Source organism: Paraburkholderia phymatum STM815 (assembly GCF_000020045.1).
GTDB lineage: Bacteria > Pseudomonadota > Gammaproteobacteria > Burkholderiales > Burkholderiaceae > Paraburkholderia > Paraburkholderia phymatum.
In genome coordinates this window covers 1,950,522-1,968,090 of record NC_010622.1, presented here as the reverse complement: position 1 = coordinate 1,968,090, position 17,569 = coordinate 1,950,522, and the positions used below count along the sequence as shown (strand labels likewise).

The window sequence follows — 17,569 nt, the reverse complement described above, 5'->3', positions numbered from 1 at the left end:
TTGGTGCAGATGGACGGTGCTTACATCAGCTTCGCGGCCGTCTTCGCGCCGCTTGCCGCCTTTTGCGGCTGGCCAGCGTTCGGACCGGCGTTCTCGGCGATGATGCGGGCGATCTCCGCGTCGGCCTGGTCGCCGTATTTGTCGAAGACATTGGTCTGATAGACCGTGTTCGCGGCGTTGCCGAGCTCGCCGCCCGTATCGTCCTTGATGCTCACATCGACCTGCATCGACAGGCCGATGCGCAGCGGATGCTTCTCGAGTTCCTGCGGATCCAGCGCGATGCGCACGGGCAGACGCTGCACGACCTTGATCCAGTTACCCGTCGCGTTCTGCGCCGGCAGCAGCGAAAACGCCGAGCCCGTACCCGCCGAGAAGCCGACCACCTTGCCGCGATACTTGACGGATGAACCGTACACGTCCGCTGTCAGTTCGACGGGTTGACCGATGCGCATGTGCTTGAGCTGCACTTCCTTGAAGTTCGCATCGACCCAGACGGCGTTCAGCGGCACGATCGCCATCAACGGATTACCCGGCGCGACGCGCTGGCCGACCTGCACCGAACGTTTCGCGACATAGCCCGTCACCGGCGCGGGCAGCGTATTGCGCGCGTTGTTCAGATACGCGTCGCGAACCCGCGCGGCCGCGGCCTGCACGTTCGGATGGCTCGCGATGGTCGTGTTCGCCGTCAACGCACGGTTGGACGCGAGCTGCTGCTGCGCAGCGTCGAGCGCGGCTTGCGCGCTCTTGACGGCGTCGCGAGCGTGGGAGATTTCTTCCTGCGAGACGGCGCCCGTCTGCGCAACCTGCATGCGGCGCTTCAGGTCGTCCTGAGCGCGCGACAGATCCGCCTGACGCACGGCGACCTGCGCCTGATACTGGCTGTCGTCCGCGTACAGGCCACGCACCTGGCGCACGACCTGGCCAAGGTTCGCTTCCGCCGATTGCAGCGCGATGCGCGAATCCGCCGGATCGAGCACCACGAGGGGATCGCCCGCCTTGACGGTCTGGGTATCGTCCGCGTTCACTGCGATCACCGTGCCCGTCACCTGCGGCGTGATCTGGACGATGTTGCCGTTCACGTATGCGTCGTCGGTGTCCTCATGGAACCGCGCGACGAGGAAGTAGTAGAGGCCGTAAGCAATCGCGGCAATCAGGATCACGATGACGAGCAGCGTCATCATGCGCTTGCGTTTGCCGTTGCTGGCCGGCTGCGCGTTCGCGGGTTGTTGGGGCGTGCTCATGAATATGCTCCGGATTCTGTCAGTCTGTATCGTTTATTCGGATCGCAATCGGGTGTGCGTGTGGTCTTGTCACTGTCGCGCTAGTTCGCCGCGTGCGTTGCCGGCGCCGCAGCTGCCGACGATGCAGGAGGCGTATCCGTCGGCACGACGAGGCCCGTCTGCGTCGCGTCGAAACCGCCGCCGAGCGCCTTGATCAGCGCGAATTGCAGATCGCGCCGGCGCATCTTGAGGTTCGTCACCGTCTGCTCGGCAGCGAGGCGGTTCTGGTCGGCCGTCAGTACCTGCAACTGCGGCGACAAACCGGCCTTGTAGCGGATCACGGCGAGTTCGTACGCTTTCGTCGATGCATCGAGCGCGCGCTGTGCGTCGCCCGCCTGCCTGTCGATGGAACGGATCGACGAAATCTGCGTGGCGACGTCGGAGAGCGCGCCGATCAGCGTCTGGTTGTAGTTCGCGACGTCGAGGTCGAAATCGGCGAAGCGGCCCTTGAGCTGCGAGCGCAGCGCGCCGGCATCGAAAATCGGCAGATGGATGGCCGGCCCGAACTGGATCTGACGGCTCGACGACGTCAGAAATTTGCTCCAGCCGAACGCGTCGAAGCCGAACGCGGCCGCGAGATTCACGTCAGGAAAAAACTCGGCCTTGGCTTCCTTCACGTTGTGCATCGCGGCTTCGACCTGCCAGCGCGCGGCGACGATGTCCGGCCGGCGCGACACGAGGTCGGCGGGCACGTTGTCGGGCAGCGAAACGGCGCTGCCGGGATCGAACACCGGCATGGCGATCTGCAGGCCGCGGTCAGGCCCTTTGCCGAGCAGCGTGCCGAGTTCGTAGCGCGTGCTCGTGATCTGGCCGTCCAGCTCCGTCAGGTTCGACTGACTGGTCGCGATGTTGCCATTGGCCGTCTGACGCTCGACGTTCGTGTCGAGGCCGGCCCGCACGCGGTCGTTCGTGATCGCGCCGATCGTCTGGCGGTTCTTGATTTCGCGCTCGGCGATGTCGCGCAGCGCGTACAGCTGCGCGAGCGAGTTGTAGGTACGCGCGACCGACGCGGCGAGGGTCACGCGGGCCTGCTGCATGTCGGCTTCGGCAGCTTTTTCCTGCGACACAGCCTGGCCGAGCCGTTCCCGGTTCTTACCCCACAAGTCGAGATCCCACGACGCGCTGGCGAGCACATTGTTCTCGCTGTACCACGTGCCGCCGTACGGCGGCGGAAACAGCGCATTGGCAGAGTACAGCTCGCGGGTCCACGAATAGCTGCCCTCGACCTTCGGATAGAGCGCCGACTTCGAGGTTTCGATATAGGACGACGCCTTCGCGATGCGCGCCTGCGCCTGCGCGATTGACGGATTGCCTTCGAGCGCTTCCGCGATCAGCTTCGGCAGTTGCGGATCGCCGAACTGGTTCGCCCAGTCGAGCGCCGGCCATTGGCCGCCTTGCGCGGGCAGGCTCTGTGACGCCTCGAACTGCGAGGTCGACGCGATCTGCCTGTCGTCCTTGAGATCGAAGTAGTTCGCGCAGCCGGCGAGGGCGAACGCCGCCACGGCTGCAGCGACGGCCGCCCGGTGTGACGAGGCAGGCGCGGGCCAAGGAAGGAAGTTCATCGCTCGACTCTTTGCGTGTAATGACATGTAGTTCTTTAATGGACGATGCAATTAATTTCTTACGATTTGCTATCGGTATTGCTTGCCGAGTCACGGGTTTCGCCATACGCTTCGCAGCTATTGGCCAAGACACGCCTCAGAAGACTCTTGAGGAATCCCGTTTCCTCGGGAGAAAAGCCCGATAGCAATTTATCGGTGACGCTCGTGAACACGGCCGGCATGCGCGCGGCAATCGCCTGACCTTCGGCCGTCAGCGCGAGTCGCACGGCACGCCGGTCCTCCGCGCTGCGAACGCGCGTCAGCAGCCCGCGCTTCTCGAGACGATCGATCAGGCGCGTCACCGCGCTGGCGTCGATGCCGTACTCGCGCGCCAGTTCGGCCGCGAGCAGGCATTTTCCGCTGGCGACCATGAACAGCACGCTAGCCTGCTGGCTGGTAATGCCGAGTTCCGCCATCGTGCGTTGCGTGACGAGATTGGACATCGACGACTTCACGCGCGAAATCAGATAGCCGACGCTTTCTCCCAATTGATAGGCGCTGACTTCCGGAGGTGGCGTAGGGGACGGTTCGATCATGATTCTCGTGCGAATGCAATGGTTGACTATGCAGCATTGTAGGGACGATTAATTGACGCGGCAAGCGTTATGGCGGGCTGGGCAGGGATCTGTGTGGCATGCCATCTCCGGCGGCGAACGAGGCGACGGGGGCAAGCGACGCGAGGGGTGCGTCTGTCGCTTTCTCGAGACGGCACAGTGGGCTATCAGGGAATACCAGAAACGCGTCACTCTCGCGTGCTATACTTATTGGTTCCCAAAAGTGCGCTTTGGGCTTGGCGAAGGTAGCTGGGCAGGTGGCGCACTCCACATGTATCCCAGCGTCTCCAGGTTCCTATGTCCCGCGCTCTCCGTAACATCGCCATCATCGCTCACGTCGACCACGGCAAAACCACGCTCGTCGACCAGCTGCTCCGCCAGTCCGGCACCTTTCGCGAAAACCAGCAGGTCGCTGAACGCGTGATGGACTCGAACGACATCGAGAAAGAGCGTGGCATCACGATTCTCGCCAAGAACTGCGCCGTGCAGTACGAGGGCACTCACATCAACATCGTCGACACGCCGGGCCACGCCGACTTCGGCGGCGAAGTGGAACGCGTGCTGTCGATGGTCGATTCCGTGCTGCTGCTCGTCGACGCCGTCGAAGGCCCGATGCCGCAAACCCGCTTCGTGACGAAGAAGGCGCTCGCGCTGGGTCTCAAGCCGATCGTCGTGATCAACAAGATCGACCGTCCGGGCGCGCGTATCGACTGGGTGATCAACCAGACGTTCGACCTGTTCGACAAGCTGGGTGCGACGGAAGACCAGCTCGATTTCCCGATCGTCTACGCGTCGGGTCTGAACGGTTACGCCGGCCTCGATCCGAGCGTGCGCGAAGGCGACATGCGTCCGCTGTTCGAAGCCATTCTGGAGCACGTGCCCGTGCGTCCGGCCGATCCGGACGGTCCGCTGCAGTTGCAGATCACGTCGCTCGACTATTCGACGTACGTCGGCCGTATCGGCGTGGGCCGTATCACGCGCGGCCGCATCAAGCCGGGCCAGCAGGTCGTGCTGCGCTTCGGTCCGGAAGGCGAAATCCTGAACCGCAAGATTAACCAGGTGCTGTCGTTCGAAGGTCTCGAGCGCGTGCAGGTCGCCGAAGCTGAAGCCGGCGACATCGTGCTGATCAACGGTATCGAAGAAGTCGGCATCGGCGCGACGATCTGCGCGCCGGAAGCGCCCGAAGCGCTGCCGATGATCACCGTCGACGAACCGACGCTGACGATGAACTTCCTCGTCAACTCGTCGCCGCTCGCGGGCAAGGAAGGCAAGTTCGTCACGAGCCGCCAGATCCGCGACCGCCTGATGAAGGAGCTCAACCACAACGTCGCGCTGCGCGTGAAAGATACGGGCGACGAAACGGTGTTCGAAGTGTCGGGCCGTGGCGAGCTGCACCTGACCATTCTCGTCGAGAACATGCGCCGCGAAGGCTACGAACTGGCCGTGTCGCGTCCGCGCGTCGTGCTGCATGAAGTCGACGGCGTGAAGCACGAGCCGTACGAACTGCTGACCGTCGACGTCGAAGACACGCATCAGGGCGGCGTGATGGAAGAGCTGGGTCGCCGCAAGGGCGAAATGCTCGATATGGCGTCCGACGGCCGCGGCCGCACGCGTCTCGAGTACCGCATTCCGGCGCGCGGCCTGATCGGCTTCCAGGGCGAGTTCATGACGCTCACGCGCGGCACGGGCCTGATGAGCCATGTGTTCGACGAGTACCTGCCGCTCAAGGAAGGCTCGCTGGGCGAGCGCCGCAACGGCGTGCTGATCTCCCAGGACGACGGCGCCGCCGTGGCCTACGCGCTGTGGAAGCTGCAGGATCGCGGCCGCATGTTCGTGAAGCCGGGCGACGCGCTGTATGAAGGCATGATCATCGGCATCCACAGCCGCGACAACGACCTTGTCGTGAACCCGATCAAGGGCAAGCAGCTGACCAACGTGCGCGCGTCGGGTACCGACGAAGCCGTGCGTCTCGTTCCGCCCATCCAGATGTCGCTCGAATACGCGGTCGAATTCATCGACGACGACGAACTCGTCGAAGTGACGCCGCAAAGCATCCGTCTGCGCAAGCGTCACCTGAAGGAGCACGAGCGCCGTCGCGCAAGCCGCGAAGCAGCGGTCGACTGATCGCGCGAAGGGCTTCCAGACTATCGTCAGAAGTCTCAGCAAAAAGCCGCCCTCGGGCGGCTTTTTGCATGGCGCTTGCGTTTTTTTGTGCGTTTCGCTGCAGACCTGGCGATAAGCGCCTAAAGTATTCTTCCTGCATGCCGCAAACTCTGTTGCGCAAGCATAAAACTTGCCGCAAAGCCCCGTAGCACGGGGTTTCCGGTTGGGGGCTGTCCTATGTCAACTATGGGTTATGTGATATGCTCCCGCGAATGCAAGTTTTAGGTCCTTCCAAGCAAGACTTGATTCGCGCAATCCGCTAAACGGTCAGGCCGTGTCGCGGAAGGTTCAGTAACCCGCTATTTCTCGAGAAGCTCGAAGAAAGGTGAGCGTAAAATGATGAAGCAATTCCAGTCGAACTCGTATCTGTTCGGCGGCAATGCTCCGTACGTAGAAGAGTTGTACGAAGCATATCTCGACAATCCGGCGTCAGTGCCCGAGACCTGGCGCAACTATTTCGATGCACTGCAAAACGTTCCTGCATCGGATGGCACCAGTGCGAACGACGTGGCGCATGGCCCGATCGTCGAATCCTTCGCTCAGCGCGCAAAGGCGAATGCCTTCCTGCCGCGCACGGGCGGTGAAGATCTCACCACCGCGCGAAAGCAAGTCTATGTGCAGTCCCTCATCGGTGCATATCGCTTCCTCGGCTCGCAATGGGCTAATCTCGATCCCCTGAAGCGCCGCGAACGTCCCAACATTCCCGAGCTTGAACCTGCGTTCTACGACTTCACCGAAGCCGACATGGACCAGACGTTCAACACGAACAACCTGTATTTCGGTTTCGAGCAGGCTTCGCTGCGGGACATCGTCAAGGCGTTGCGCGACACGTACTGCGGCACGATCGGTGCCGAGTACATGTACCTCAGCGATCCGGAACAGAAGCGCTGGTGGAAAGAGAAGCTCGAGTCGATCCGTTCGACGCCGAATTTCTCGAACGACAAGAAGAAGCACATCCTGAACCGTCTGACGGCAGCAGAAGGCCTCGAGCGCTTCCTGCACACCAAGTACGTCGGTCAGAAGCGCTTCTCGCTGGAAGGCGGCGAAAGCTTCATCGCGTCGATGGACGAAGTGGTGCACCACGCAGGCAAGAACGGCGTGCAGGAAATCGTCATCGGCATGGCGCACCGCGGTCGTCTGAACGTGCTGGTCAACACGCTGGGCAAGATGCCCGCTGATCTGTTCGCCGAATTCGAAGGCAAGCACGTCGACGATCTGCCTGCTGGCGACGTCAAGTATCACAAGGGCTTCTCGTCGGATATCGCGACGGAAGGCGGCCCGGTTCACCTGTCGCTGGCGTTCAACCCGTCGCACCTGGAAATCGTGAACCCGGTGGTCGAAGGTTCGGCGAAGGCGCGTATGGACCGCCGCGGCGACGAGCAGGGCCTGCAGGTGCTGCCCGTGCAGATCCACGGCGATGCCGCCTTCGCGGGGCAGGGCGTCGTGATGGAGACGCTGAACCTCGCCCAGACGCGCGGCTACGGCACGCACGGCACACTGCACATCGTCATCAACAACCAGATCGGCTTCACGACGTCGGACCCGCGCGATGCGCGCTCGACGCTGTACTGCTCGGACGTCGTCAAGATGATCGAGGCGCCCGTTCTGCACGTGAACGGCGACGATCCCGAAGCCGTCGTGCTGGCCACGCAGCTAGCGATCGACTTCCGGATGCAGTTCCATAAGGATGTCGTGCTCGACATCATTTGCTTCCGCAAGCTGGGTCACAACGAGCAGGACACGCCGGCTGTCACGCAGCCGCTGATGTACAAGACGATCGCCAAACACCCCGGCACCCGCGCGCTGTACGCTGAAAAGCTGGTGCAGCAGGGCGTCATCACCGCGGAAGAAGGCGACCAGTTCGTCAAGGCCTACCGCAAGGCAATGGACGAAGGCCACCACACGGTCGACCCCGTCCTGTCGAATTACAAGAGCAAGTACGCGGTCGACTGGGTTCCGTTCCTGAACCGCAAGTGGACGGACGCCGCCGACACGGCTGTGCCGCTCGCCGAACTCAAGCGTCTGGCGGAGCGCATCACAACGATCCCGGAGAATTTCAAGGTTCACCCGCTGGTCGAGCGCGTCATCAACGACCGCCGTGCAATGGGTCGCGGCGAAGCGCCCCTCGACTGGGGCATGGGCGAGCATCTGGCGTTTGCATCGCTGGTCGCATCGGGCTACGCCGTGCGTCTGACGGGCCAGGACTCGGGTCGCGGCACGTTCACGCACCGCCACGCGGTGCTGCACGACCAGAACCGGGAGCGCTGGAACGACGGCACCTACATCCCGCTGCAGAACATCGCTGAAAACCAGGCGAAGTTCACGGTGATCGACTCGGTGCTGTCGGAAGAAGCCGTGCTTGGCTTCGAATACGGCTACTCGACGGCTGAGCCGAACACGTTCGTCGCGTGGGAAGCGCAGTTCGGCGACTTCGTCAACGGCGCACAGGTCGTGATCGATCAGTTCATCTCGTCAGGCGAAGTGAAGTGGGGCCGCGTGTCGGGCCTGACGATGCTGCTGCCGCACGGCTACGAAGGCCAGGGTCCGGAGCACTCGTCGGCGCGTATCGAACGCTTCCTGCAGCTGTGCGCAGACCACAACATGCAGGTCGTTCAGCCGACCACGCCGGCGCAGATTTTCCATCTGCTGCGCCGCCAGATGATCCGCCTGTTCCGCAAGCCGCTCATCGTCTTCACGCCGAAGTCGCTGCTGCGTCACAAGGAAGCCGTGTCGGATCTGTCGGAACTCGCGAAGGGCTCGTTCCAGCCGGTGCTCGGCGAAGTGGACGACTCGATCGACGCGAAGAAGGTCAAGCGCGTGCTGGTCTGCTCGGGCCGTGTGTACTACGACCTCGTCGCGCATCGCCGTGAAGCGAAGGCGCAAGACGTCGCGATCCTGCGTATCGAACAGCTGTATCCGTTCGCGCACAAGCAGTTCGAAGCCGAACTGAAGAAATACGACAACGCAACCGAAGTGGTGTGGGTGCAGGACGAGCCGCAGAATCAGGGCCCGTGGTTCTACATCGAGCATCACCTGCGCGAAGGCATGAAGGAAGGACAGAAGCTGGCGTACAGCGGCCGTCCCGCTTCGGCTTCGCCCGCTGTCGGCTACTACGCGAAGCACTACGAGCAGCAGAAGGCGCTGATCGAAGGCGCGTTTGGCCGTCTGAAAGGCGCGACCATCGTTAAATAACCACAGAGAGCGAACCGGGAAAGCGTTGTGCGCTTTCCCGCCCCGCGTCTGAATCTCCCATGTAAGCGCGACACGGCACGCGCACATCGGACGCGGCTCGCACAAGGTTCGTTGTCATCCGATACGTATTCAGAGAAATCAAATGGCTATTGTTGAAGTCAAGGTCCCCCAGCTGTCCGAGTCGGTCTCGGAAGCCACGATGCTGCAGTGGAAGAAGAAGCCGGGTGAGGCTGTCGCCCAGGACGAAATCCTGATCGAAATCGAAACCGACAAGGTCGTGCTCGAAGTGCCGGCTCCGTCGGCAGGCGTGCTCGCGCAAGTCATCAAGAACGACGGCGACATTGTCACGGCCGACGAAGTGATCGCGAAGATCGACACGGAAGGCAAGCCGGGCGCCGCGGCGGTCGAAGCCGAAGTGAAGCCGGCTCCGCAAGCTGAACCGGTTGCTGCCGCCGCGGCGCAAGCGGCAGCCGTGGCCGGCGCAAGCACGGCGGCATCGCCGGCTGCGACGAAGATCCTGGCCGAGAAGGGCGTGGCTGCGAGCGACGTCGCTGGCACGGGCCGCGATGGCCGCATCACCAAGCAGGACGCCGTCGCCGCCGGCGCACCGGCAGCCAAGGCTGCACCGGCACCGGCAGCCGCGCCCGCACGGGCTGCGAAACCGTCGCTGCCGCAAGTGGGCGCACCGGCATCGGCCGAGCAATGGCTGAAGGACCGCCCGGAACAGCGCGTCCCGATGTCGCGTCTGCGTGCGCGTATCGCTGAGCGCCTGCTCGAGTCGCAGCAAACCAACGCCATCCTCACGACGTTCAACGAAGTGAACATGGCGCCCGTCATGGATCTGCGCAACAAGTACAAGGACAAGTTCGAGAAGGAACATGGCGTGAAGCTTGGCTTCATGTCGTTCTTCGTGAAGGCGGCTGTCCACGCGCTGAAGAAGTTCCCGCTAGTGAACGCGTCGATCGACGGGAACGACATCGTCTACCACGGCTACTTCGACATCGGTATTGCCGTCGGTTCGCCGCGCGGTCTGGTGGTGCCGATCCTGCGCAACGCCGACCAGATGAGCCTCGCCGATATCGAGAAGAAGATCGCCGAATTCGGCCAGAAGGCGAAGGACGGCAAGCTGTCGATCGAAGAAATGACGGGCGGCACGTTCTCGATTTCGAACGGCGGCGTGTTCGGCTCGATGCTGTCGACGCCGATCATCAACCCGCCGCAGTCGGCCATTCTCGGCGTGCACGCAACGAAGGAGCGCGCGGTCGTCGAAAACGGTCAGATCGTGATCCGTCCGATGAACTATCTGGCGCTGTCGTACGACCACCGCATCATCGACGGCCGCGAAGCGGTGCTGTCGCTGGTCGCGATGAAGGACGCGCTGGAAGATCCCGCACGCCTGCTGCTCGACCTGTAATGCGCGATACGCGACGGCGGCTTGAAGTCGGAGCCCGCCGTCGCGATATACGCATCAGGTGTCTTTCGCATTTCCGCAGTATCTGAAGCCACGCGCGCCGCGAAGCGCGGCCGCGTCGGTTAGCCAAAAAGGATAGTCATGTCCAAAGAATTTGACGTCGTCGTGATCGGTGCCGGTCCCGGCGGCTACATCGCGGCCATTCGCGCTGCGCAGCTCGGCAAGACGGTTGCCTGTATCGAAAAGTGGAAGAACCCGGCCGGCGCGCTGAAGCTGGGCGGCACGTGCCTGAACGTCGGCTGCATTCCGTCGAAGGCGCTGCTCGCGTCGTCGGAAGAATTCGAGAACGCATCGCATCACCTCGCGGACCACGGCATCAGCGTGGAGAACGTGAAGGTCGACATCGCGAAGATGCTGGCCCGCAAGGAAGGCATCGTCGAGAAGATGACGAAGGGCATCGAGTTCCTGTTCCGCAAGAACAAGATCACGTGGCTCAAGGGTCATGGCAAGTTCACGGGCAAGACGGACGCCGGCGTGCAGATCGAAGTGTCGGGCGAAGGCGAGACGGAAGTGGTCACGGCGAAGAACGTGATCATTGCGACGGGCTCGAAGGCGCGTCACCTGCCGAACGTGCCCGTCGACAACAAGATCGTCGCGGACAACGAAGGCGCACTGTCGTTCACCGAAGTGCCGAAGAAGCTCGCCGTGATCGGCGCGGGCGTGATCGGCCTGGAGTTGGGCTCGGTGTGGCGCCGCCTGGGTGCGGAAGTGACCGTGCTGGAAGCGCTGCCCGAGTTCCTCGGCGCCGCCGACCAGGCGCTCGCGAAGGAAGCCGCGAAGCAGTTCAAGAAGCAGGGTCTCGACATCCACGTCGGCGTGAAGGTCGGCGAAGTCAAGACCACGGCCAACAGCGTGTCGATCTCGTACACGGACAAGGACGGTAACGCGAAGACGCTCGACGCGGACCGCCTGATCGTGTCGATCGGCCGCGTGCCGAACACCGATAACCTGGGCCTCGAAGCGATTGGCCTGAAGGCGAACGAGCGCGGCTTCATCGACGTGGATGACCACTGTGCAACGTCGGTGCCGAACGTGTACGCGATCGGCGACGTGGTGCGTGGCCCGATGCTCGCCCACAAGGCCGAAGACGAAGGCGTGCTGGTCGCGGAAGTGATCGACGGTCAGAAGCCGCACATCGATTACAACTGCGTGCCGTGGGTCATCTACACGGAACCGGAAATCGCGTGGGTCGGCAAGACGGAACAGCAGCTCAAGGCGGAAGGCCGCGAGATCAAGTCCGGCCAGTTCCCGTTCATGGCGAACGGCCGCGCACTCGGCATCAACAAGGCGGATGGCTTCGTCAAGATGATCGCCGACGCGAAGACGGACGAACTGCTCGGCGTGCACATCATCGCTGCCAACGCGTCGGATCTGATCGCCGAAGCCGTGGTCGCGATGGAGTTCAAGGCTGCGTCGGAAGACATCGGCCGTATCTGCCATCCGCACCCGTCGTTGTCCGAAGTGATGCGTGAAGCGGCGCTCGCCGTCGATAAGCGCGCGCTGAACATGTAAGACGCATCTGCCCGAATCTGATTCGGGGCACACGCGAATCACGACGAAGGCGGGTGGGTTGAATCCCTCCCGCCTTCTTCATTGCTGCCTCACGAAATGAACGTCACCGAATACTACGAACAGGAACTGCGGACACGGGGGTATGAGTCCGATCCGGCGCAACGCGCGGCCGTCGATCGTCTGCAGCGGTGCTATGAAGAGTGGACTGCATATAAGGCTCGTCGTCCGAACGCCTTTATGAAGCTGATCATGCATCCCGATCTGCCGAAGGGCGTCTATATGTGGGGTGGGGTGGGACGCGGCAAGAGCTTCCTGATGGACAGCTTCTATGCGATCGTGCCGCTCGTGCGTAAGACGCGTCTGCATTTCCACGAGTTCATGCGAGAGGTGCATCGCGAACTCGAAGAGCTGAAGGGCCAAGCCGATCCGCTCGACGAACTCGCGCGGCGCATTGCGAAGCGTTATCGACTGATCTGCTTCGACGAATTTCACGTGTCGGATATCGCGGACGCGATGATCCTGTATAGGCTGCTCGACCGGCTGTTCACGAACGGCGTGCAGTTCGTGATGACGTCCAACTACGATCCCGACACGCTGTATCCCGACGGCCTGCATCGCGACCGTCTGCTGCCCGCCATCGAACTGATCAAGAGCAAGCTCGACGTGATCAACGTCGACGCGGGAATCGACTACCGCCGGCGCACGCTGTCGCAGGTCGAGGTGTATCACACGCCGCTCGGCGCTGCCTCGGACAAGGCGCTGCGCGACGCGTTCGCGAAGCTCGCCGCTGTGCCCGACGAAAGTCCGCTGCTGCACATCGAGAAGCGCGAGTTGAAGGCGCTGCGTCGCGCGGACGGCGTTGTGTGGTTTGATTTCGCGACGCTCTGCGGCGGTCCGCGCTCGCAGAACGACTACCTCGAGCTTGCGAGCCGCTTCCATGCCGTGATTCTGTCGGGTATTCCGCGGATGACGCCACGTATGCAATCCGAAGCACGCCGCTTCACCTGGCTCATCGACGTGTTCTACGATCACAAGGTCAAGCTGCTGATGTCGGCCGCCGTGCCGCCCGGAGAGTTGTACACGGAAGGGCCGATGGCGAACGAGTTCACGCGCACGGTGTCGCGTATCGTCGAGATGCAGTCGCAAGAATATCTGGATGCGCCGCGACGGATTGTCGATACTTCGCTAACCTGATCGACTTTGCGTAGTCGCCGATCTGGATTGGGATAGCGTGTTGCGTGCGAACCCTTGATGCGGGCGCCACCGCTGTATTTTCAAGATTCGGATTGGTCTGATATGCGCTAATGGGGTGACTCTATATCGTCGAAATACTCTTGACGAAGGAGAACACATGACCCCCTATCGCGATATTACCGATGAAGAATGGCAGCGTGTCGCGCCGCTGCTGCCTGAACTACGTCCGCGTTCCGAATTGCGCGGCCGTCCGCTCGCTAATACCCGCTCGGTGCTCAACGGCGTGCTCTGGGTGATCTATAGCGGCGCGACCTGGTCTGCAATGCCGCGCAAATACCCGTCGTATCAAACCTGCCATCGCCGCTTCAAGTCGTGGCATCACGCGGGTGTGTTGCAGCGTGTGATGGACGAGCTGTTCGGTGAAGCCGGCAACAAGTTGTGCAGCACGATGGAAGCCCGTATGCGCATGCATGCGCCGAACGCCCACGCTGCCGCCAACGATGCCGCCGATCCGTCCCGGCCTGCCACGCCGCTGTACACGCCACCTTCCGGTGCGCCCGCGACGCCGCTGGTGTTCAATTACATCAGTCCTTTCAAGAACGCGGCATGACGGATCGAACGAATTGAGCGCACGCGATAATGAAAATAAAAAGCCGGCCTCGCGAAGTGACTGCCAGGCCGGCTTTTTTACGTCAGGCTTGTTCGGCGCTTCCGCTGTTTGCAGCGCGCGGTAGCGCGGCCGTACCACCTCAGTTCTGACGAACCCACGTCTGCGAACGCCCGAGCAGCGATACGCCGATGTACCCCCGAACCACCAGCTTTTGTCCGCCGTCTTCGACGTGCATCTTGCACTTGTAGAGCTTGCCGTTTTCCGGGTCGAGAATCTGCCCGCCGTCCCAGTCATCGCCATCCTTTTTCATATCGCTGATGATCGTCATGCCGAGAATCGGCTGATCCTTGCGCGCGTCCGTACAGGCCGTGCAGCGGCGGTCGGGCTGATCGTTGGGTCCGAGTCCCTTGACGACCTTGCCGTTCAGCGAGCCGTTCGCGTCCTGCGTGATCTGAACCAGCGCCTTCGGGTGGCCTGTGTGGTCGTCAATGGTCTGCCATGTGCCGACGGGCGTGTCAGTCTGTGCGAATGCCGTCACGTTGCCAGCAAGCAGCAATCCGGCGACGGCCGCGTATCTGAACGGTTTGCCGAACGCCACACGAGCGCGTTGGGTAAGCGATGTCATTGTCTTTCTCCTTGTTTGAAAATCGTCGCGATGCGTGTCGCGCGGCGCCGTTGTAAAGGACTTGAGAGTCGGCGCCATGCCTGTCTGGTGCAGGATGGGAGAGGGCAGAATACGGGAAAGCGTCTGCGTCGTTTGATAGGGGTGCCTCTAATTGGGTACCGCGTCACACGGCATCGCCGCGCGTCGATGCGCGCGCTTCGCGGCACTTCGCGCTTCGTTGCGCGTCGCGGTCGACGGGCCGCGAACGCCGGAACGATGAAGTCGATGTCCTTGCCCACGCGTAGCAACTTGCCGTCGATGTTGCGTTGGCGCGTCCGTGCCCGGCCTCCCGCAACACGCCGCCATTTCTGGTCGTCCGCAATGACGGTGTTGTGGGAAAAGATGCGTAAGTAGCAAATTTTCGTCGAGGAACCCGAAGCTGCCGAAAGTGAGTAATAATTAGACGGTTTTGCAAAAATTAAAACACGACAACGAGCAGAAATTACATGGACCAGAAGTCGAAAGTGCGACACATCGTGATGTCGGCAATGATCGTTTTCGGGGGCGTTCAAGGAGTCTACGCGCAGAGTTCCGGCAGTAACGGCACGGATACCGCGTCGAACGCGATCGTCGCGCAGGCGGCGCCGGCAGCAGTGCCTCTCACTGCCGTCGGCCAAACGATTGCGCTCACGCCTGACGAAGCGAAGCAATCCGCGACCGGTAATGTCGCGGAACTGCAACAGATGATTCACGGCAACGACCTTACCGAACTGCGCACCACCTACAACGGCAGTTACGGCACAAGCCTGATGTTCCGCGCCAAAGACATGACGTACTACGTCGCGCTCTTCCAGCAGAAGAACTTCTGGCGCGTGATCAAGACGCAGGACGAAGCGCGCGCCGAGCAGATCTATCGCGACTTCGCGCGTCAGACGGTGCAACTGTCGGACGTCGAGATTCGCCGCGCGAAACTCGAAGCGCAGAAGGCGTACACCGATCGCCTCGTCGCGCTGTCGCAGGAACGCGCGAGCCGTCTGCAGGCCGACCTGAATATTGCTCACGAGCAGCAGACCATCGTCAACAGCCTGCAACAGCAGACGCGCGCGGAAGCTGCCGCTCTCGCGCAGCAGAAGGCACAGTCGCAGGAGCAATTGCGCGCGACGCAGCGTCAGGTGCGCGACCTGCAACGTCAGCTCGAAAGCGGCTTGCCCGTGCATTGATGTCGTTTGAGCCGCAAGGCCTTCGCGGGCTGCGCGGCGTTCACGCAATCACCCGATTGCTTCTTCGCTTTTCCACGTTGTTGGCGCGAGCGGGGCGTCGTGCGCTTGGTGCGGCTCGGTGCTTTCCTCAATGCATGCGACATTCACGGCGTAGCGAGCATCGCCTCTCGCGCATCCGTGCGAGAAGTCCCCGCCATTCCGTGCGATTCCCTCGTGCCGCAATCGGCCTGCCAATTCGTATGTGCGCGTATGCGTGACGTGCGCGGATGACACATTGCACCCGCCACCCCTGGCGATCAACGCGACTTCTTATGCTTGCCTTGGTGGCCGTCTTCGTCATCCTCGTCGGGATCGACCGCGATAGGATCGCTAGCGGGAAAGGTTTCGTCTAGCGCCTCATCCAGACGTTCGTCGCTGGACGGATGTTCTTCGGGTGATTTCGGGGTGTGGTGTTTCGTCGTGGACATGACAGGGTTCCCTTCGAAGTTGGACAGGATGAAAACCCAGCATAGCGCAATCGTGCAAACGAGGCTGATCGGCCCAATGGCATAGGACGAAAGCACGTCTGCCTGTCGCGGACCGGACGGGCACGGCGACGCACGTCGAAGATCTTGAAGGCAAGTTGCCGTGTCCGTGCAAACCGATGGAATTTTGGGCGGGATCGTTCGTTATTACGTTGTCACACGACGGCGGCGCACACATAGCGCCGTGGGCGGCTGACTTGTGAGGGAGACGATGCAACCGAACGGATATGGCAGCGGACAGCGCTTGTACGCGTCACATGTTGTCGAGTCGGAACTGGAGCATCTCGAGTGGGCAATGCGTCAACCGATGTTGCATCTGCTGAACGCCCGTTATTGGCAGCGCCGGGTGCTCGAGGTGAAGTGTGGCTATGAACTGACGGCCCAGCAAGGCGTGCGGATCGACAGGATGCTGAAGCAGTTGGCGGATCGCCGCGCTTAGCCAGTCTGCCCGTATGACGGGAGGACGGGCGCGCCGGCAGCGCGCCCGGTGCAGCCATGTTTATTCGCCGTGGCCGCCGCCGTTGTTGCCCTGGTCGTTGCCGTTGCCCGCGCCATACAGGCGCCGGCGGCGCGTGACGACCACAGGTCCGTCCGACGACGAAGACGACGAACGGTCCGACGAACCTTGCGACCCGCCGTACGACTCACGAGGTTCGCGCGGCTCGCGATGTTCGCGCGAACCATGCGGCCCGCGTGCGGAATGGTCGCCGTGCGACGGCCGGCCTGCGCGGGGCGCGGGCCGCGAGCCCGTATCGAGCTGGATCGTCGAAATGGCGCGCTTGTAGATGCCTTGCAGCCCGACGGGCGTACGCAGCATCACCAGATACTGATCGAACGACTCGATGCAGCCCGTCAGGCGGATGCCGTTGACGAGATAAATCTCGACGCGCTTACGTTCTTTGCGCGCTGCGTTCATAAAGTCGTTTTGCGGATGCGATTCTGCGGAAGGCATGGACAATTGTGTATAGAGAAACGGTTGTTCAGCGCGATTTTACCCGTTGTCGCCCTGTGCCGACATGATGGGCTCCTAACGCCGAACCGGTTGATGCTCACTATAACCACTTGTGAGTCCGGAAGCATCCTTTAACGTCCAAGTGTAACGTGGAGTTACGAAATCCTGCGCCGCTGTGCGGGCCAGCCCACGTTCGCCGCTGTACGCAAGCGGGGGGCCGCGTCGGCGGCGCGCGTTCACCTGAGCGATTTGTGCCGTCGGCCAGCGATATGGCGGAATAAATCGCGCGCCATGAGCGTTTATCGATCAGGCATCGCATGCAACGCCGCGACGCCGTGAAATCTGGCGCGGAAACATCGGACGATACGGCAGCCGTCCGTATCCGTCCCGCAGCAGGTTTCCCATGTTCGCAATCGGTCACCGGCGTCGCGGCGCGCGTCGCGTGCTTGCATCGCCGGTTCAACGCAGGGCCGCGCACTCCGTCGCGCCGGACCGTGCAGGAGGGTTTTACATGAAAGTGTCCAGACTGGTATCGGCTGTGTTCGTCGTCGTTGCGCTCGGGGTGGCGTCGTTGTCGCTGACTGCGTGTCAGTCGACGGGCGACATGAGTTCGTCCGGCGGCGCGAGCAGCAGCGGGACGAGCGGCAGCAGCGGCGGCTATTGACGATGCCTGCGCTCGTATGACGGCGCGA

Annotated in this window: 15 protein-coding genes; 9 read left to right on the top strand and 6 right to left on the bottom strand. The window is 62.2% G+C overall.

The features are described 5' to 3' along the window. Window positions 1–20 precede the first annotated feature (20 nt). From BPHY_RS08785 to BPHY_RS08775, 3 genes are all read right to left on the bottom strand, one after another. Complete coding sequence (locus BPHY_RS08785; RefSeq protein WP_012401117.1) at window positions 21–1,241, bottom strand: EmrA/EmrK family multidrug efflux transporter periplasmic adaptor subunit; 1,221 nt, start codon at window positions 1,239–1,241, stop codon at window positions 21–23. 80 nt (window positions 1,242–1,321) lie between these two features. Continuing rightward, entirely contained in the window at window positions 1,322–2,842 is a 1,521-nt protein-coding gene (locus BPHY_RS08780; RefSeq protein WP_041763470.1) for an efflux transporter outer membrane subunit, read from the bottom strand. 59 nt (window positions 2,843–2,901) lie between these two features. Then, window positions 2,902–3,417 (bottom strand): MarR family winged helix-turn-helix transcriptional regulator, encoded by a 516-nt coding sequence (locus BPHY_RS08775; protein WP_012401115.1) that lies wholly within the window; start codon window positions 3,415–3,417, stop codon window positions 2,902–2,904. Between the two features lie 315 nt (window positions 3,418–3,732). On the opposite strand from BPHY_RS08775, the gene typA reads away from it, so the two are divergent. The 6 genes from typA (at window position 3,733) to BPHY_RS08745 (ending at window position 13,577) form a co-directional block, all read left to right on the top strand. Continuing rightward, window positions 3,733–5,559, top strand: a complete 1,827-nt coding sequence (gene typA / locus BPHY_RS08770; protein ID WP_012401114.1) for a translational GTPase TypA — start codon at window positions 3,733–3,735, stop codon at window positions 5,557–5,559. A gap of 375 nt (window positions 5,560–5,934) precedes the next feature. Continuing rightward, window positions 5,935–8,790: a 2-oxoglutarate dehydrogenase E1 component gene (locus BPHY_RS08765; protein WP_012401113.1), complete on the top strand. Its 2,856-nt coding sequence runs from the start codon at window positions 5,935–5,937 to the stop codon at window positions 8,788–8,790. 142 nt (window positions 8,791–8,932) lie between these two features. Then, a complete protein-coding gene (gene odhB, locus BPHY_RS08760; protein WP_012401112.1) occupies window positions 8,933–10,204 on the top strand; it encodes a 2-oxoglutarate dehydrogenase complex dihydrolipoyllysine-residue succinyltransferase in 1,272 nt (423 codons plus the stop codon). A gap of 138 nt (window positions 10,205–10,342) precedes the next feature. Beyond that, window positions 10,343–11,773 carry a dihydrolipoyl dehydrogenase gene (lpdA, locus tag BPHY_RS08755; RefSeq protein WP_012401111.1) on the top strand — a complete coding sequence of 477 codons (1,431 nt, stop codon included), beginning with the start codon at window positions 10,343–10,345 and terminating at the stop codon, window positions 11,771–11,773. 96 nt (window positions 11,774–11,869) lie between these two features. Next, on the top strand, window positions 11,870–12,967 hold the full coding sequence (gene zapE / locus BPHY_RS08750) for a cell division protein ZapE (RefSeq protein ID WP_012401110.1): 1,098 nt from the start codon (window positions 11,870–11,872) through the stop codon (window positions 12,965–12,967). Between the two features lie 157 nt (window positions 12,968–13,124). Next, window positions 13,125–13,577 carry a transposase gene (locus BPHY_RS08745; RefSeq protein ID WP_012401109.1) on the top strand — a complete coding sequence of 151 codons (453 nt, stop codon included), beginning with the start codon at window positions 13,125–13,127 and terminating at the stop codon, window positions 13,575–13,577. 139 nt (window positions 13,578–13,716) lie between these two features. On the opposite strand, the gene BPHY_RS08740 is transcribed toward BPHY_RS08745, so the two are convergent. Next, window positions 13,717–14,202 carry a DUF2147 domain-containing protein gene (locus BPHY_RS08740; protein WP_012401108.1) on the bottom strand — a complete coding sequence of 162 codons (486 nt, stop codon included), beginning with the start codon at window positions 14,200–14,202 and terminating at the stop codon, window positions 13,717–13,719. A 485-nt stretch (window positions 14,203–14,687) separates the two neighbouring features. Here BPHY_RS08740 and BPHY_RS08730 point away from each other — a divergent pair, with 485 nt between their 5' ends. Continuing rightward, window positions 14,688–15,401 carry a DUF2968 domain-containing protein gene (locus BPHY_RS08730; protein ID WP_041763466.1) on the top strand — a complete coding sequence of 238 codons (714 nt, stop codon included), beginning with the start codon at window positions 14,688–14,690 and terminating at the stop codon, window positions 15,399–15,401. Window positions 15,402–15,697: 296 nt separating this feature from the next. On the opposite strand, the gene BPHY_RS42495 is transcribed toward BPHY_RS08730, so the two are convergent. Further along, window positions 15,698–15,868: a hypothetical protein gene (locus BPHY_RS42495; RefSeq protein WP_167538866.1), complete on the bottom strand. Its 171-nt coding sequence runs from the start codon at window positions 15,866–15,868 to the stop codon at window positions 15,698–15,700. A gap of 268 nt (window positions 15,869–16,136) precedes the next feature. Between BPHY_RS42495 and BPHY_RS08725 the strand changes: the two genes are divergently transcribed. After that, the gene (locus tag BPHY_RS08725; RefSeq protein ID WP_041763464.1) at window positions 16,137–16,364 is read left to right on the top strand and encodes a hypothetical protein; all 228 of its coding nucleotides are present in this window, start codon (window positions 16,137–16,139) and stop codon (window positions 16,362–16,364) included. A 60-nt stretch (window positions 16,365–16,424) separates the two neighbouring features. On the opposite strand, the gene hfq is transcribed toward BPHY_RS08725, so the two are convergent. Then, window positions 16,425–16,877 carry an RNA chaperone Hfq gene (hfq, locus tag BPHY_RS08720; protein WP_012401103.1) on the bottom strand — a complete coding sequence of 151 codons (453 nt, stop codon included), beginning with the start codon at window positions 16,875–16,877 and terminating at the stop codon, window positions 16,425–16,427. 511 nt (window positions 16,878–17,388) lie between these two features. Between hfq and BPHY_RS42490 the strand changes: the two genes are divergently transcribed. Continuing rightward, window positions 17,389–17,541: a hypothetical protein gene (locus BPHY_RS42490; protein WP_167538865.1), complete on the top strand. Its 153-nt coding sequence runs from the start codon at window positions 17,389–17,391 to the stop codon at window positions 17,539–17,541. The last annotated feature ends 28 nt before the right edge of the window (window positions 17,542–17,569 follow it).

Coding starts and splice junctions, on each gene's coding strand:
- BPHY_RS42495 (WP_167538866.1), bottom strand. CDS start 15,868: ATGTCCACGACGAAACACCACACCCCGAAATCACCCGAAGAACATCCG.
- odhB (WP_012401112.1), top strand. CDS start 8,933: ATGGCTATTGTTGAAGTCAAGGTCCCCCAGCTGTCCGAGTCGGTCTCG.
- BPHY_RS08725 (WP_041763464.1), top strand. CDS start 16,137: ATGCAACCGAACGGATATGGCAGCGGACAGCGCTTGTACGCGTCACAT.
- BPHY_RS08775 (WP_012401115.1), bottom strand. CDS start 3,417: ATGATCGAACCGTCCCCTACGCCACCTCCGGAAGTCAGCGCCTATCAA.
- BPHY_RS08765 (WP_012401113.1), top strand. CDS start 5,935: ATGATGAAGCAATTCCAGTCGAACTCGTATCTGTTCGGCGGCAATGCT.
- hfq (WP_012401103.1), bottom strand. CDS start 16,877: ATGCCTTCCGCAGAATCGCATCCGCAAAACGACTTTATGAACGCAGCG.
- BPHY_RS08740 (WP_012401108.1), bottom strand. CDS start 14,202: ATGACATCGCTTACCCAACGCGCTCGTGTGGCGTTCGGCAAACCGTTC.
- typA (WP_012401114.1), top strand. CDS start 3,733: ATGTCCCGCGCTCTCCGTAACATCGCCATCATCGCTCACGTCGACCAC.
- BPHY_RS08780 (WP_041763470.1), bottom strand. CDS start 2,842: ATGAACTTCCTTCCTTGGCCCGCGCCTGCCTCGTCACACCGGGCGGCC.
- BPHY_RS08745 (WP_012401109.1), top strand. CDS start 13,125: ATGACCCCCTATCGCGATATTACCGATGAAGAATGGCAGCGTGTCGCG.
- BPHY_RS42490 (WP_167538865.1), top strand. CDS start 17,389: ATGAAAGTGTCCAGACTGGTATCGGCTGTGTTCGTCGTCGTTGCGCTC.
- lpdA (WP_012401111.1), top strand. CDS start 10,343: ATGTCCAAAGAATTTGACGTCGTCGTGATCGGTGCCGGTCCCGGCGGC.
- BPHY_RS08730 (WP_041763466.1), top strand. CDS start 14,688: ATGGACCAGAAGTCGAAAGTGCGACACATCGTGATGTCGGCAATGATC.
- zapE (WP_012401110.1), top strand. CDS start 11,870: ATGAACGTCACCGAATACTACGAACAGGAACTGCGGACACGGGGGTAT.
- BPHY_RS08785 (WP_012401117.1), bottom strand. CDS start 1,241: ATGAGCACGCCCCAACAACCCGCGAACGCGCAGCCGGCCAGCAACGGC.